This is a genomic window from Ignavibacteria bacterium (assembly GCA_013177855.1).
GTDB lineage: Bacteria > Bacteroidota > Ignavibacteria > Ch128b > Ch128b > Ch128b.
The window spans coordinates 321,513-338,488 of the sequence record JABLYA010000002.1 but is presented as its reverse complement, the minus strand read 5'-3'; the positions used below and the strand labels follow the sequence as shown (position 1 = coordinate 338,488).

Here is a 16,976-nt window from a genome sequence, read left to right as displayed (position 1 = left end):
TCCATATGTCCCAATCCATTTGTTACCTTGTCCATCTATGGCTATTGATTCAACATAATTATCTGGCAAACCTGAATTTGATCTTTTATAAACCGTCCAATTTACTCCATCAAACTTTGCAAGTCCTACTCCCTCTGTCCCAATCCACTTGTTACCCTGTCCATCTATGGCTATTTCACGAACCCGATTATCTGGCAAACCTGAATTACCTGTTTTATAAACAGTCCAATTTACTCCATCAAACTTTGCAACTCCTCCTCCATCTGTCCCAATCCATTTGTTACCTTGTCCATCTATGGCTATTGCACGAACATTATTATTTGGCAAACCTGAAGCCTTGGTGTAAAAAGTCATATTCCCCGTTCTCTTGTCAATTCTTACAAGTCCTCCTCCCCATTTTCCAACCCAGACATAATCACCTTCAAGTGCAATTGCATAAACAAAATTACTAGCTGTGAAATTAATCCATTCGGGATTTTGTGAGAAAGAAAGGATTGGAAATATAGTAAAGGAGAGAAATAAAAACATAGAAAAAGCTTTTAGTCTTTTCATTGTTATTTCCTCCAGTTTTCTATCTTTATAAATTCTGTTTTAATCTAAATAAGTTAATTTTAAAGTTCAAGCATCTATTAAAAATTAAAGAATTAATATTATCTTCAGAAAAACTCTTAAAGATGAGGGATTCATTTTCAAAAAGATTTTTAGGCTGGAATAAAAGATCAGACTAAAATTAATTTGTTTTTTCCAGCTTAAGTTTTTTTTGTTATTATTAGAGAAATGAATTTAATTCTGAGATTTTTTAAGATGGTGATGTTAATCACCACATAATTTAATTTCTTCAGCTTCGACAAGCTCAGCCTGACAAAGAATTGTCATCCTGAGCATTTGTCGAAGGGTAACATTATGGAATGTTAACTTAATTCCTTCAGCTTCGACTGGCTCAGATTGAAGAAAAATAAAATGTTATTCCAAGACTGACTTCGTAATAAGCTGGTATTTACAACTATAATTTGCATTCATCGAAGAAGAAATTTCGAATTACAAATCATTTAAAGATTTTTATCTCAAAACAAAAAAGGATGGGAGAACCCATCCTTTTTAATTCTGTACTTCAAAATAAATTTCATAATTGCTCTAACAAACCATCAACATCTTTCTGCTCAATTGGTCCATCAATTACAATTATAAAACGATCAAGAGTGAAATATTTTTTAGCCAATCTTATCACATCTTCTTTTGTGACTTTCATAATTCGATCAGCTTTTTTATCAAAATAATCAAGTGGCTTCCTATCTTGAATTAATTCAAATACTCGGCTTCCAATATCATCGGGAGTTTCGACATAAAGCGGAAGTAAGCTCAAAAGTCTAATCTTTGCGTTTTTTAATTCTTCGTCGGTTACACCATTCTCAATTAGATTTTTTATTTCAGAGAAAATTCCTTTAATGACTTTATCAACATTCTGTGGAGCTGTTTTTGTATTAAATTTCCAATATCCAATTCCATCTGTTGTTGACCAAAGTTCGCTTTTAATTCCGTAGATTAAACCCTGTTTATCGCGAAGATTAACTCCAATCCTTGATGTTAATGCACTCGATGCAAGAATGTAATTCAAAACATTAACCGCATCTTCTTCTTCAGCAGGAATATCATTGAAAGGAGAAAAACCAATATTAATTGTGCATTGAGTATAATCTTTTTCTGTAAAGACTTTAATTTCTTTTCCCTCAAGCGGTTTAACTTTTGGCATAACCTTGTAATCCGACAAAGCCTTTTTGGATTTGAAATCAGAAAAATATTTTTCAGCAATCTTTTGCATTTCCTTGTGAGAAAAATCTCCAAGAATTACAATTGACATTAACTTGGGCTGAAAATATTTATCCCATAAATCAATCAAATCCTGACGAGTAATTTTATTCAGCGACTCTTCCGTGCTTAAGTACTGAGAGTATGGATGATCTTTGAATATTTTATCGAACATATAATAGAAAGCTCTAACGCTTGTTCGTTTATATCGATTTTTAGCTTGAATCAAATGACGACTGCGTAGTTCTTCAATTTCTTTTTCATCAAAGCGAGGCGATTTCAATATATCAAGTCCTGTAGTCATCATTTCATTGAGATTTTCTTTCAAGCAATAACCCTGGAAATATATTCTTCTATAATTTCCTTGAACGCTAAATTGAAAAGGAACAAACGAAGCTTTTTCAATAAACTCATCATAAGTCATATTTTTTGGTCCACGATTAATTACATCACTTAGCAAATCGACAATACCTGGTTTATTTTTGCCGACAGCTTCTTCAATATATCCTGGTTGGATTACTCCTCCAATGTAAATCGATGGCGTTAGATGATTTTCTATTGTGTAAACTGTAATTCCATTTTTAAGCTTTGATGTTTTTATAAGTGGAGCAATAGGCATTGGTCTGAGAATATCTTTGTAATCTTCTTCTTCAACTTGGGTCATCAATTCAAAAATTTCTTCTGGCAATTTGAAATAGAATTTGCCATCATAAAGTTCAAATTTCTCTTCGTTACTATTTTCTTCATTTTCTTCTTCGCTCTTTTCTGCCTGCCTTTTCACTGGACCTTTTGGATAAAGATAAGCAACTGTGACCTGCTCAGGATTGAAATATATTTTCATTACTCTTTGAATGTCTTCACGGGTAACTGCTTTAACTCTATTGCTGAATGTATCAATGAATTCATAATTAACATAATTCTCATACAAACTAATCCTCGATCCTATATCTGCATTTTTTGTGTAAGTAGTTAATTCATCAAATCTGAATCGGTTTTTCGCTTTTTGTAATTCTCTTTCTGTTACAAGCGAATCCTGCAGCTTTTTAATTTCTTCCCAGACAATTTTTTCAACACTATCAACATTAGCTTCTGGTTTGAGTACAACTGAAATTTGATACAAGGTTGGATCTTTTGTAAACCCAAATCCACCTGCAGCTGCAGTAGCGACCTTTTCTTTTTCCACAAGTCGATTGTAAAGACGAGCACTTCTTGCTTTTGCTGTAAAAATTCTTTGTACAAGTTTCAAAGCTGCCGCATCGGGATGTTCATAATTTGGAACATGAAAAGCCATTCTTAAAGTTGGCTGAGTTATGTCATTGTGATAGAGAGTAAATGTTTTTCGGACGATTTGATTTTGTTCGCCAACTTTTAATTCTGGAACCTCAGGACCTTTCGGAATTTTTCCATAATATTTTTTGACAAGCTCAAGAATTTTTTCAGTTTCGAAATCACCAACAAGCACAAGGAATGCATTATTTGGAGTGTAGAAAGTTTTGTAATAAGTATAAGCATCATCCCTTGTCATACTCTTCAAATCCGTAGGCCAGCCAATAACAGGATCACGATTTGGATGACTATCATAAGCAATTGCATTCATCATCTCGTGAGCAATTCCATTTGATGTGCTTTCTGTTCGCATCCTTCTCTCTTGAATAATAACCTCAATCTCTGATTTAAATTCATCTGGATCGAAAATGCAGTTCATCATTCTATCAGATTCGATATCCATTGCAAGTTCAATTTTATTTTTAGGAAGATATTCGTAATAACTTGTCATATCATTCATTGTAAAGGCATTGAACACTCCACCATTCTTTGAAATAGTTTTTGATGCAACACCTTTAGGATATTTTTCTGTGCCTTTGAACATCATATGCTCTACGACATGACTGATCCCGGTAATTCCCAATCGTTCGTTTCTCGAACCAACTCGATAAGTCAGTTGATGATAAATGTACGGGGCAAGGTGTCGTTCCATCGTCAACACAACTAACCCATTGTCAAGTTGGTGACGATAAACTTTTCCTTCTTCATATTTCACTTTTTGAGAAAGAACAAAATTCGAAGTAATCAAAACGATTAATACAAGAATTTGAATTTTTTTCATTTTTCAATTTCCTCCAGATCTGGATTTTTAGTTGTTCGATATTTCTTTTGTTTTTGCATTGATGTTTCGACAAGCAGTTTTCTTTCTTCGATTGAAAGTTCTTTGTATTGTGGTTTGAAGTCAGAATTTGCAATGGCCTCAATAGACAAGAATCCAAGTTTAGCTACTCGGGCAAGTTTTTCGTAATTGATTTTATCATAGTCATCCTGAGGAGTATGATAATCATCGTGTAAACCACTGAAGAAAAAAGCTGAGGGAATTTCTTTTTTCAAAAATGGAGCCTGATCGCTCGCAAAATTTAGAAGTCCCACATTGTACAACAATTCAAATCCCACTTCAGAATTTGCTTTTTCAATTATCTTTCTTAGATCATCACTGTAAAATGCCCCTCCAATCCAGAGAAGTTCAGGTTCATTTCTTCCAACCATATCGAAATTGAACATTGCAATAATTTTATCAAGAGGGATTAAAGGCTGATAACTTACATAAAATCTTGAACCAAGCAGTCCATTCTCTTCACCGCTAAACGCTATGAAAAGTAAACTTCGCTTTGGTTTATTAACAGAAAAAGCTTCAGCGAGTTCAATCAATGTAGATGTACCTGAAGCATTATCATCGGCACCATTGTGAATCTTGCCAGTATCAGCTTTATTCATTGCTCCATAATAACCAAGACCAACATGATCATAATGTGCCCCAATTACAATAAATTCATCTTTAAGTTTTTCGTCAGTTCCTTCAATTATGCCCACAACATTTTGAGAGTTTATGATTTCCTTAACGAAATTAATTCTTAATTCTACTTTGATAGTCGGAAATTCAAATGCATTTCCTTTTAAATTTTTCTCGATTTTTTGTAATAAGTCTTTCAAACTTATTCCAGCGTCTTTAAAGATTTCATAACATACATTTTCGCTTATAAAAACTATTGGAATTGAATTACTCATTTGAACTGGTAAATGAAAGGATGGGTTTTCATAAGCATTGATTCTTTGTTCATATTTTATGTTAAACGGAGGTTCATTTTTCAATGGTGAGTTTACAACTAAAACTGCAACTGCACCGAGCTTTTGTGCAGCTTCCATTTTTCTCAATGGATTTCGATAGAGAGCATTCTTAGATTTTGAAAACGAACTTTCAGGATTATTTTCCTGTGGAAATCCATCAACAATTAGAACTATCTTATTCTTTACATCGACTGGTTTACCTTTTTCATCGGTATAATCACTATAGTTGTTTTCACCTTTATCAATTCCGTAACCCGCGAAAACAACAGGCGCTTTCAAGTAAATATCATTAAATAGATTGCTTATTTGAATAACAAAATCTTTTTTGTATGAAAACGAAACTTCAACATCTGCGACAGAACTCGATTTGCATATTTTCAAAGAATTATTTTCCGAAAGCTTTGACTTTATGAAACTAAATTTCTGATAATATTCTTCGGGCATCATCTCATCTGACTTATTTGATTTCAATCGAGTTCGATATAAAGAGGAAAAGTTTCCCGCAGGTTTCAAGCCATAATCGATAAATTTTTTTGCAATAAATTGAGCAGCAATATTATTTTCATCTGAACCAGCAGCTCTACCCTTCAAACTATCAGAAGCTAAAAATCTCAGATTCTCATAGATTTCATTTTGCTTGATTGTTGATAAAGCTGTTTGCAGCTGTACTGAGGGTTGAGCAAAAACAAAAAAGGATAAACTAATTAAAACAAAAAATGCGCGTAATAATTTCATAAAAAGATCTTTCCTTCATTATAACTAAGGTTTTGATTTAATATTCTCTCAGAGCAAATTATTTAAGAACAAAATAAAAGGCACCGACCCGGTCACACATCGGTGCCTTTTTAAAAAATTACTTCATCAGAACCATTTTCTTAACAGAAACAAAATCACCAGCGGTTAATTTATAAATATAAACTCCGCTTGTAAGTTTAGAACCATCCACTTTAACCGAATGATAACCAGCGTTAATTTTCTCGCCGTTTATTAAAGTCATAATTTCCTGACCAATCATATTATAAACTTTCAGTGTAACAATGCTTTCTTTCGGCAAGGCAAAGTTGATAGTTGTCGATGGGTTGAATGGATTTGGATAGTTCTGTGATAATGAATATGTCGTCGGCTTTGTAACTGACTGATCATTAACTCCTGTAATGTTTGTCAAATATGAATCTCCCATCCTTCCAAATGTATAACCGTTGTCGCTCCTGTCATAAATCTCGTCATATTCAAAATGTGATTTTGTGCAAAGCCAGCTTCATTATCATTTCCTCCACCATTATTTGCAGCATCTCCAAAGTTGATTGAATATTTGTACTCAACTCTCAATATTGTGTATTGCGGGAATGTAATATCTCTCGAGAATATCTTATCGCCTGCTACCAAATCTCCATTTGTCCCATCATCATACAATCTTATCATTACTGTCGAATCACTATTGGGCCATCCACCCTGTGGCCATTGCAATGGCAATGCACTTCCTGCTATGTGTACTGTATTAACTACTGGGAATGGCTGTCCATTGATTATCGATATCGCTCCATTGGTATTAACTGTAAACTTAATCGTTGCAGGCTGATTTAATACAGTCGCCAAGCTTGCATCGTTAAATGAACCACTGTAAAACACCGCTCCTGCATTGATATCATCCTGTGTAAATGTATATACTCTGTTTGGTCGGCTTTCCCAGTTATTCGGTGTATACCAGAACTTAAATTCAATGCTCTCACCTACTCCTGCATTAATTGTCCAGGTTCCTTCATACAAATCTGGATTTAATGGATTTGGTGTAAGTATCCATGCCTTCGATGTCCAGCCATTGAATGTTCCATTTACGGAAACTGTGTCTGTGGCTGGATTAAATCTTCCGCTTAATCGCTCTAATTCCATATTGCAGGAGAAGGTAAACTGAATTGGAAATTGTGGAACATACACACTGTCATTATTGAAGTAGCCGCCATCATAAACATTTGTTCCTGCCTGAACTGTGTAAGTTCTGTTTGGAATTTGATCTTCCCAGAAATCCTGTCCACCTCTTACAATGACAAACTTGAATTCAAGATTATCACCAACATTGAATGTCTTTGTAATTGAGTAGACTGAGTCACCATCTGGATCGCTTAATTGATCATCATTTCCACCCCATCCGTTGAAACTGCCGCGAATTACAACCAAATCACTCGATGGAGTGAATTTACCTTTCCGAATTGCTACACGCATGTTGATATTGAATGTGACCTGAGCTTGAGCAGAATATGTATATAGATTGCTGCCTAATGAACCAAACCAGGGATTTCCATTTTGATCGGTTGCAGCAGCATAAAATGTTGAGGTGAACAGCGGATCTGTTATTTGTGTCCAATTATCACCGCCATCAGTTGTTTGATAAACAAGTCCATTTGTTCCTACTGCATAACCATTCATCGCATCTTTGAAAGTAAGAGCATAAAGTAAATTTGGAACTGTTACAGGTACGGCATTCCAAGTTAAGCCGCCATCATCACTTTTGAGAATTGCATTTGTACCACAGGCAATTAATCTTGTTGGACTAAGGTAGACCACATCTCTCAAGTCGCCTGTAGTCATTCCATTTACAGTTGCAGTTTGCCAGGTAGTCCCACCATTTGTTGTATAAAGAGCTGTGACAGAAGCACCGACGGCAACTCCATTATTTTCATCTTTAAATGCTATTGCTCTAAGAGCCTTAGCAGCAACATTTTGATAAGTCGTCCAGGTTTGACCGCCATCTGTCGTTTTATGAATCACTCCATTACTGGTAGTGTATTGACCACAAACCCAACCTAAATTTTCATTCAAGAAGAATAGACCATAATTATGTCCAGTCGTTATTAAGCTATCGGGCAATACAGCAAACCAGCTGTTTCCACCATTTGTTGTCTTCGAAACCAAGCGATAACTGTGTGCGGCATATCCAACATTATCATTTAGGAATTGAATTCCATTTACATTTGGAGCAACATTGTTTGCAAAAATATAAGATGCTGTCCAGGTTTGTCCGTTGTCATTTGTTTTTAAGAATGTTCCATCATAACCTGCAGCAAAGCCGCTGCTTGTTCCTGCAAAACACATATCATAAATGGTTGCAGCTGGTATTGGCGTAATTTTTTTCCAGGTATTTCCAAAATCTGTTGTGTAAGCAATTAAGCCATCACTGCCGCCAATCCAGACTTTATCTCCAATCCCATAAATACCATAAAGTGTTGGTCCAAACGGAGCTGCAATTGGTACCCAATTAACTCCACCGTCTGTTGTTCTTTCAATTACACTTCCACGAGTTGCACCACCTATTGCAAGCCCATTATTTCCATCTTTGAACCAGATATTGTAAAGATTGTCATAGCTTCGGTTTTGTTCAAGTTGAGTCATATAAGTCCAGTTTGCACCACCATTTGTCGTTTTGAGATGAATGCTCGGCTGCAACCCAGCTGCAAAAGATCCCCAGCCGACTGCTACAGCTGTATTAACATCAAGCATTTTAACAGCACGAACATCAGAACGAGTATAGTTAAAGCCACCGAGCGATGGAGTGGGAGCCAATGTCCAAGTGTTACCATCTGTTGTGTAATAAAGAGTTCCAACACTTCTTCCTACCGCAACTCCAACAGTTGGACTAGCAAAATCAAAATCATTTAAATTGTTTGTTGTGCTTGCAAAAAGCTGAGTCCATGTATTCCCACCATCTGTTGTTTTAAAGATTCTTCCAACAGTAGTAGAATAAGAAGCAAGCACATATATTAAATTCTGGTTAAAAGCTTTAATCTTCACAATTGAACCTGTTGGTTCGGGAATTACATCAAGAGTAATTGCGGTCCAGGTAAATCCGCCGTCCGTTGATTTTAATAATGTTCTTGAACCACCTCCAGCGAGAAGGAAATTTTGATTTAAACCAGTAATAGTATAAAGAGTAACCGTAACTCCGCTAGTTTGTTCGACCCAGTTATCACCGCCGTCTGTAGTTTTAAGTATGATACCATCTGAGCCAACAACCCAGCCAACATTCTGATCAACAAAATAAAAACTTCTGAAAGTTGTTCCGCTCGGATATGTCGAGGTTAATGCGTTTCTCCATTGAGTATAAGAATTGGAGAAAAAGATTAAAAATACCAGACTTAGATAAAGTAAATTTTTTCTCATAGCCGCTCTCCTCAATTTTTTAGTAATTAAAGATTTTTAAGTTTAGTTGTGAATTCAAAAATTTATTCTTTTGTGAAATAGAATTTGATTGAATTGAATATGAAATATAAAAATCTATTTGCAATGAATTAAAATTATAAAGTCCAAAACCTGCTGAGATAGAATTAGATTTCACATCTTTGCTGCCTCTAACAACATCAAATCCGAGTTTATTAAAACTATATCCAGCTCTTAGAAAAGCTTTCGTTAGAATCTCAAACTCAAATCCAAAAGTCAATGAATAAAAAGGCTCCTTATAATTTGAAAAATAATTGTCAATGTATTTCGATGAATCTGATTTCACTATTCCAGATTTAATTTCAAAAATTGAAATAAGAGGAAATGAATTAAACTTATAAGAAATGCCGCTTCCAATTGAAATAGTCTGAATATTCCACTTCCAAATCATTAAAGCAGTTTCTGAGACTCGAGACCAACTTGAATAGTTATCAAAACCTCCTTCAAAACCAAATAATAAATTTCTAATTGGAGAATAATGAACTTTCAATGCTGTTCCATAATCTTCAAATACTGTATGACCTTCTTCATATTCTTTCAATGTTCCATAGGGGAACTGAGTTTTAAGATTTGAATTCAGGTAATTTCCTTTTAAGCCAATGTTTAAATTCTCTAATGGTGAAATGATTGCTGCAAGATCGTATCTATTCAATTTTTCTCGGTAAGTCTGTTCAACTGTTTGACTTCTTCTTCTAAAAGCAAAAGTATCACCACGATAATTAAAGATTTCTGCATCAAAAAGATCTTCACTTTTTGCTTCAATTGATTCTTTGTTATCGAGCATGGTTAATTTTCCGCCTACAACAAAGTCATTAGAAAATTTGTAAGCCAGATTAATGCTCCCATCTATATTGCGCCAAAGTGATTTTGCTCTGCTGTAAATATTTTTTAATCCATCAACTATTTGATAATTCAAATCAAAGCCGAGATAAAAATTTTTCAATGGAATGAAACTATATTGAAATCCAACTCGAGGTCCATTATAAAGAAAATCGCCAGTTGTTGTATCGGTCATTCTAAATGGGATACCATTGTAAGGGTACCGACTCAATGCTCGATTAACATTTTTCCGATTTTCAATTTCATAAATTACATAACCACGGAATGCACCATCTTTCAAGATTTTTGTTCCATCAAATGAAAGTGAATAAATCGAATTTTTCTCAGCATCATAAAATCTGCGATAATCTCCGGACTGAAAATTAATTTTAGGTCTGATATACAAAACATCAAATGTGTGATCTTCGATTAACCAGGCATAGTTATTTCCAAAATCATAAAGATTCAAATCGAGGTCAAAGTCTTTCAATGCAATTGTTGGATTTCCAAGTGCTGCAATTCTCTCGTTTTGAGTAAATGCAACTTGTGTTGCAAAAACTATAAACAGAATTAATAATCTTTTCATTTTCAATCCTTATTTGAAATATCCTGGTGTTGCTCGATCAAGAATTTCAAAATCTGAAAGCGAGTCATTGGTATCAAGTCCCGGCTCCCGCCTCTGCATTGATTTACCACTATATCTTGGCGGACTTAAGACATAACTTCTATCGATTCGATTATCAAGAGTTTTCTTATTCTGAGGATGTGGATTGGTTTGATATTCCACACCATCTACCACTGTGTTAATATCAATTCCATCCTGCCAAATTGAATCTCTTCCATCCGAAAGAATAATGACATCGCTTGTTAGAGCTATAAGAAAATCAGCAGTTTTATCCGGACGCATATTAATCAAATTTGGAACATTGGGATTGTCAATATCTTCAGGAGAATATTGATTATAAAATTCCCAATCAGCATTTGATAAATCATAACTTGTTGCACAGACATTTCTGTGATCTACTGCATCAGAAGCCAAAACAACAAACTGCTTTGGATAAAATGGGTAATTTGTCTCACCTGGTTTTCCAGGAAATTTAAAGACATAAGTTGCACCATCGATATCGTTATCGTCATCTTCATCTGCACCAGGTCCTTTACCTTCATTGTTTGAGGAAAATCTCATTATCATCATTCCATCGAGATAGCGTACGCTATCGCGCGCATTATATAGTTCAATGAATTGATCAAAGAAAAAGAAAAAGTTATTAACTGGTCCTGCACAGTAAATTTCATTGATTGAAATTCCAGTGCTCGAAATTGGTTTAACAAAAATTGTATCATAAACAATTTTGCCAGAAACAATCTCAACATTTTGCTTAGAACCAACCAGAATTATACTTGGATCAATCGGATGGGATTTTCTTACCGTAAAACCGTAAACTGAAGTAGGTAAATTTCTCAAATAAAGTTTTCCGTTTTGATCTGTCTGACAAATTTTTGCAGTATAACGAGAAGAAATAATTACCTTCGCATCCGAAACAGGAACAGCCAATGTCGAATCTGTATAAGTTGAATCCCACAAAACAACGAGTTCCAGCACTCCCTGCCCATCAACAAATACTGGTGGGTTTTCAGCACAGCTATTCAAATTAATCGCAATTAAACTCACAAAACAAAACCGAAATAAATTTTTAATAATAAAAGCTCTCATCTTTTTCTTCAATTATTGTCTTCCTGGTGTTGGAGGTTCAATAATTTCAAAATCAGTTCCGGAATCATTTGTATCAAAACCAGGTTCTTTTCTTTGAATTGAGCGGCCGCTGTATCTTGGCGGACTTAATACATATCCTCTATCGACTCTTGGGTCAAGCGTCTTTTTACTTTGTGGATGTGGATTTGGCTGATATTCAACCCCATCTACAATTGTTGATATATCAACTCCATCAAGTAAAAGAGAATCTCTACCATCGGCGATTACAATTACATCTGTTGAGAGATTAATTAAAAAATCTTGAGTTCGATGCGAAAAAACATTAATCAAATTTGGAACATTGGGATTATCAATATCTTCAGGTGAATATTGATTATAAAATTCCCAATCAGCATTAGAAAGATCAATGCTTGTTGAAATCATATTTTTGTGATTGACTGCATCGACAGCAAGAACTACAAATTGTTTTGGGTAGATTGGAATGTTTTGTTCACCGGGATTTCCGGGAAATTTAAACGCAAAAGTGACTCCATCAATGTCGCCATCATCATCTTCATCGGCGCCAGGACCTTTGCCGTCATTATTACCAGACACACGCATCACAATCATACCATCAAGATATCGAATACTATCACTTGCATTATAAATCTCAACGAATTGGTCATAAAAGTAAAAAATATTGTTTACCGGTCCGGCTGTGTAAATTTCATTAATCACAATTCCAGTTGCCGAGATTGGTTTTACAAAAATTGTGTCCGAAATAGTTTTACCCGAAATTACATTCAAATCCTGTTTTACACCGATCAGCATAATGTTTGGGTCAAGTGGATGTGTTTTTCTAACCGATAGACCATAAATCGATGTCGGCAAATTTTCGAGGATAATTCTTCCATTATCATCTGTCATTAAAATTTTTATTCCATATCGACTGTTTAAAAATACTTTTGCATTTGCAACTGGCAGCGCGATGGATGCATCTTCAGAGTAAGTCGAATCCCATAATACAATTACATCAAGTTTACCTTCACCATCTATTGCAATAGGCGGCTGTTCAGCACATCCAACAAATAAAATTACAAATGCAAAAAAATAAAACATTAATCTTTTCATCTTCTCACCTGAATAATTCATCCACAATCATACTGAATTCAATTCCATAAAAGAGAGAAGGATTTCTAGCTTCTTCAGCAATATCATTTGGATTATAAGTGTATTGATAACGATAAAGTGCAGGATCATCAAAAACATTATTCACATAGAAAGAAATTTCAGCACCTTTGAACAACGATTTACTTATGTTGATGTTAAATAACCACTTCGCAGGTTTCTTCTTAATTCTTTCATCCCAATCACGAGCAATTTTAACAGTATTTAATTTGACTGAGTCTGTAATAACTGAGAAATCAATTGGCTCAAGATTATATGTTTTGCTTCTTTCGAAGATCGTGTGTTCTGCTCTTAAAGTTATCCACAAACCAAGAGTAGGATGAGTATATTTAACATAATAATTCAAAATCAATCTGTCACTCCAGTATAACGAAGCATCGTAAACGAAACCAATTAAAGTATCGAATGGAACACCGGGCACTTTGTAATTTGGAAATCTCCCAAGAGTTTGATCAGGATCTGAATCAAATGCCCAACCGTTTGATCCACGCTTTACAAAATTATAAGAACCGACAATTTGAAACTCCATATTTAAAGGTTTAATTTTACTCGATCTCGCTGTAAACTCAATCCCCTTGCTTATACTCCAGCCAAGATTCTGTTGAATAGAATATTTATCAATGTAGTATAAATAAGATTGTCCATTAAGTTCTCTGTAATAGAAAAGGGGAATTGTTTGTCCAGTTGGATCCTGTTTTCGCTGTTTGTAATAGGCAGTCAAAGAAGTTCCAATTAAATTTCCAAATCTGTGGTCATAAGAAATTTCATACTGAGTTTCTTTATATCCTTTAAGTTCTGGATTTCTAGTATTCAATCTGAAAAATACAGTTTGACTATCGAGTGGATTTCTCCACTTTGAAACAGTTGGCGGAGGATAAATGTAACTCATTGCCGGTGATTTTGATGATGTTCCTAAACTTAAACGGATTTGATTGTATTCACTTAAATAAGCAATTAAATTAACTCTCGGATTAAAAAAGCTTCCCTGGTGTGATTTTACAAAATCACCTTTACCCAGTAATCCTGATAAATTGATTCCGTAAGGCCTGTACATTTCATAGCGGAAACCAAACACGGCAGTAAAATCTAAACCAAGCTTACCTGTTACTTTATCTTCTGCATAAATGCTTGCTAATACCTGACCTGGAATATCATCAAATCGATATGGAAGTTTTCCAGATTCGACACCGTAGTAATTAAATAAAGTATCAATTAAAACTCCTTCACCAGTATTTGCTTCATACTGTACATCCGAACCGACCAAAAGTTTGTGAATGAAATCGCCAGTTAAGTATAATCTTTCCCACTCGAACCTTCCGCCAATTTGCCATTCATTTCCACGAGTTTCTACTTTTCCAAGATATGTTGAAACAGTATCGCCGCTTGGTAAAATTCTCAAATCAGATTGAACAAGACGAGATTTCATACTGTTTTCTCGTCTGTAATTTATGTATGCATTGTAATTAAAGTTTTCTATATCAGGTATCGAAACATATTTTCCCCAAGAAGATGTCTGAAGCGAATAACCACGATTATAATTTCTTGTTTGATAAACATCTCCTTTGGGTTGTTCCTCATCAAAAATTCTCTGACCGAATAACTTCCAATTGGTATTTAGTTTGTTATCAAGGAAATCTCTCGTAAAAACTGCCTGACCAGTTAATCTGATATATTCATCACCTTTTTTTCTAATATCTCTTTCACTCTGTGCCGCATTAAGATTGTAAGAAAATCCAGTTAGACCAAAATTTTTTCCACCGCCCAAATTTAATTCTCTAGTATCCGGATTATTTTTAATTTTAAGTCGATGCGGCTGCACACCTGTTTTGGTTTTTACATTAATTACACCAGCAGTTACATCTCCATATCTAACTGAGGGAAGACCACGAATCACCTCAATCGATTCAATGTTGTCTGCTGGAATTGTTCTCAGGTCAACGCCACCGCCAACATTCGAAGGTCCAGTAATTCCACTTGTCCATTTTTCAAACTGAAGATTTGCATTGTTTGAGATTGGAATTCCATCAACCATTACAAGCGTACCAAGTGCAGAGAGTTTATCGGTCTCTTCACCTCTAATCGCAACCTGACTTGTTTTTGAAAGTCCGGGATTTGAAGTTTTTTGCACGCCCGGGACAAGGTCCAGTACATCGCCAATACTTGAAGCTTGAAAATGTTCAACCTCTGCACCGCTAATTACGGTTTTTGTATTCGCATCCTTCGGAATTAATTCGGTTGTTCCAACGACTTCGATTGCACCAATGTAAAATGCAGTGCTTTCAAGATAGAAATCTACCGTAACTGCTTCACCTTTTTTGACAATAACTTCTTTTGATTCCTTTTGATAACCAATAAATGATGCTTCGACGGTGTACTTGCCCGGTTTCAATTTGTGAATTGAATATTTTCCAAATCGATTAGTGGCTGCACCAAATTTATTTTCTTTAACAATAACATTTGCGCCAATTAATGGCTCGCCAGATTTATCGCGAACTGTTCCCTGAATTGAACCTGTTTCTTCATCTATTTTTTGTGTCTTTGCAATTATCAATTCATTTTTTTCAGTTAAGATGTAACTAACTTCTTTGTTTCTGAAAAGATAATTCAAAACATTCTCAACAGTTTCGTCATAAAAGCGAATGTCTGTTACTTTATCTCTAACAAGGTCATCGCTATAAATCATTCTGATGCCGGTTTTTGATGAAATGATATTTAAGACATCTCTAATTGTCCCTTCAGAAAGTTCAATTGTAATTTTACTTGATAAGATTGATTGAGATGGTAATAGATAACTGTCTTTTTCTGATTGCAAAAATTCAAGATTGTTTTTCTCAATCATCAAGCCGCCGCGAACAATTTCCGAAACAAGACTATCGCCGTCCTGTCCATAAATTTCATTTACGGATGTAATTGTATTTATCAGAAGCAATAAAATGCAAACAAAATTCAAAGTCATTTTAAACCTCTGTTAAAAGATAATAATTTTTTTACCTTTTCTCTGGAATTTGAAATCTAAGGCGAGACTAATTTTTGTAAGAATTTCATCAAGTGAATTGGAGTCAAAATAACCAGTTAATTTACGGTCTAAAATTTTATTATTCTTACACAAAGTCTCGACATTATAAAATCTCTCTATCTCTTCAAGAACATCAGAAAGCGGAGTAGCGACAAAAGACAATTTGTTTTCGCGCCAGGCTGTGTAAAGTCTTGTGTCTACCTTTATCGGTTGGGTAAATCCATTACTTGTAGAAGTTATTAATTCACCTTTGCGAAGATCTACAAATTTTGAACTATCCTGATTGTATAAAACCACAACTCCTTTTGTAACTACGACACTTAATTTATTCTTTCTGAATTTGACATTAAACTCAGTGCCTTTCACTTCTGTAAATTTATCACCTGTTTGGACGACAAATGGTTTCTCGGGATCTGATTTAACTGAAAAATAAGCTTCACCTTCAAGTTTCAGTAATCTTTTGTGTTCATCAAAAAATTGAGGATAAGTTAATTTTGAATCTGCATTTAAATAAACAATGCTTCCGTCGGCAAGAGGAATGGTTGCTTTTTCTCCCTTTTGAGTAACGAATTCATAAAATTTAGATTCCTGAATCTGATTGTTAAATTTTTGAGGGATAGGTAAACTTATAAACTGATAAGCAATCAAAGAAATCAAAATAATTGCAGCTGCTCTGGTAAGGACAATATGTTTTTTGAAATACTCTGAAAAATATTTTGTCTTTACAGGTTCATCAAAATTTTGATCTGATATTGTATAAATTCTGTAAGATTTTTCTGGAATTTGGTCTGTATTTTTTGTGAGTTTATCTTTTAATTTTTCCCATTCTGAAATTAAATCAGGGGAAAGAGGAGTCGGCAGGGTACCTGTTTTATCCCAAAGGAGAGCGATTTTACCGAACTCCTCTTTGTGTTCATCACTTTCTTCGAGCCATTGATTGAAGAATTCTCTTTCCTCTTCTGTGACTTCATTTTTAATCACTCGAATTATAAACTGAGCGTCAATAATTTTATTTTTTTTAGTCATTAACTTTTTTCTGCCTGCAAATTTCTAAAAAACAAAAGGAGTGGAACTTTCTTTTCTCCACTCCTTGAAGTTTAGTACCTCAATAACGCTGACCCCAATGAT

The 16,976-nt window shown here is 34.6% G+C and carries 10 protein-coding genes; all 10 read right to left on the bottom strand.

Features of this window, described 5'->3' with window-relative positions:
• Positions 1 to 552 (bottom strand): hypothetical protein (locus HPY57_12595; protein ID NPV12617.1); only part of this gene is annotated, 552 nt, incomplete at its 3' end.
• Between the two features lie 571 nt (positions 553 to 1,123).
• On the bottom strand, positions 1,124 to 3,913 hold the full coding sequence (locus HPY57_12590; GenBank protein NPV12616.1) for an insulinase family protein: 2,790 nt from the start codon (positions 3,911 to 3,913) through the stop codon (positions 1,124 to 1,126).
• A complete protein-coding gene (locus HPY57_12585; protein NPV12615.1) occupies positions 3,910 to 5,655 on the bottom strand; it encodes a M20/M25/M40 family metallo-hydrolase in 1,746 nt (581 codons plus the stop codon). The genes HPY57_12590 and HPY57_12585 overlap by 4 nt, the downstream gene beginning before the upstream one ends.
• 118 nt (positions 5,656 to 5,773) lie before the next feature.
• A complete protein-coding gene (locus HPY57_12580; GenBank protein ID NPV12614.1) occupies positions 5,774 to 6,085 on the bottom strand; it encodes a T9SS type A sorting domain-containing protein in 312 nt (103 codons plus the stop codon).
• Entirely contained in the window at positions 6,082 to 9,075 is a 2,994-nt protein-coding gene (locus HPY57_12575) for a hypothetical protein (GenBank protein ID NPV12613.1), read from the bottom strand. The genes HPY57_12580 and HPY57_12575 overlap by 4 nt, the downstream gene beginning before the upstream one ends.
• A 19-nt stretch (positions 9,076 to 9,094) precedes the next feature.
• Complete coding sequence (locus HPY57_12570) at positions 9,095 to 10,537, bottom strand: hypothetical protein (protein NPV12612.1); 1,443 nt, start codon at positions 10,535 to 10,537, stop codon at positions 9,095 to 9,097.
• Positions 10,538 to 10,546: 9 nt separating this feature from the next.
• The gene (locus tag HPY57_12565) at positions 10,547 to 11,665 is read right to left on the bottom strand and encodes a DUF4876 domain-containing protein (GenBank protein ID NPV12611.1); all 1,119 of its coding nucleotides are present in this window, start codon (positions 11,663 to 11,665) and stop codon (positions 10,547 to 10,549) included.
• Positions 11,666 to 11,677: 12 nt separating this feature from the next.
• Positions 11,678 to 12,775 carry a DUF4876 domain-containing protein gene (locus HPY57_12560; GenBank protein ID NPV12610.1) on the bottom strand — a complete coding sequence of 366 codons (1,098 nt, stop codon included), beginning with the start codon at positions 12,773 to 12,775 and terminating at the stop codon, positions 11,678 to 11,680.
• A gap of 4 nt (positions 12,776 to 12,779) precedes the next feature.
• Positions 12,780 to 15,788, bottom strand: a complete 3,009-nt coding sequence (locus HPY57_12555; protein ID NPV12609.1) for a TonB-dependent receptor — start codon at positions 15,786 to 15,788, stop codon at positions 12,780 to 12,782.
• 12 nt (positions 15,789 to 15,800) lie between these two features.
• Complete coding sequence (locus HPY57_12550; protein NPV12608.1) at positions 15,801 to 16,874, bottom strand: DUF4974 domain-containing protein; 1,074 nt, start codon at positions 16,872 to 16,874, stop codon at positions 15,801 to 15,803.
• Positions 16,875 to 16,976: the final 102 nt, after the last annotated feature.

Coding starts and splice junctions, on each gene's coding strand:
- HPY57_12585 (NPV12615.1), bottom strand. CDS start 5,655: ATGAAATTATTACGCGCATTTTTTGTTTTAATTAGTTTATCCTTTTTT.
- HPY57_12575 (NPV12613.1), bottom strand. CDS start 9,075: ATGAGAAAAAATTTACTTTATCTAAGTCTGGTATTTTTAATCTTTTTC.
- HPY57_12570 (NPV12612.1), bottom strand. CDS start 10,537: ATGAAAAGATTATTAATTCTGTTTATAGTTTTTGCAACACAAGTTGCA.
- HPY57_12550 (NPV12608.1), bottom strand. CDS start 16,874: ATGACTAAAAAAAATAAAATTATTGACGCTCAGTTTATAATTCGAGTG.
- HPY57_12560 (NPV12610.1), bottom strand. CDS start 12,775: ATGAAAAGATTAATGTTTTATTTTTTTGCATTTGTAATTTTATTTGTT.
- HPY57_12555 (NPV12609.1), bottom strand. CDS start 15,788: ATGACTTTGAATTTTGTTTGCATTTTATTGCTTCTGATAAATACAATT.
- HPY57_12565 (NPV12611.1), bottom strand. CDS start 11,665: ATGAGAGCTTTTATTATTAAAAATTTATTTCGGTTTTGTTTTGTGAGT.
- HPY57_12590 (NPV12616.1), bottom strand. CDS start 3,913: ATGAAAAAAATTCAAATTCTTGTATTAATCGTTTTGATTACTTCGAAT.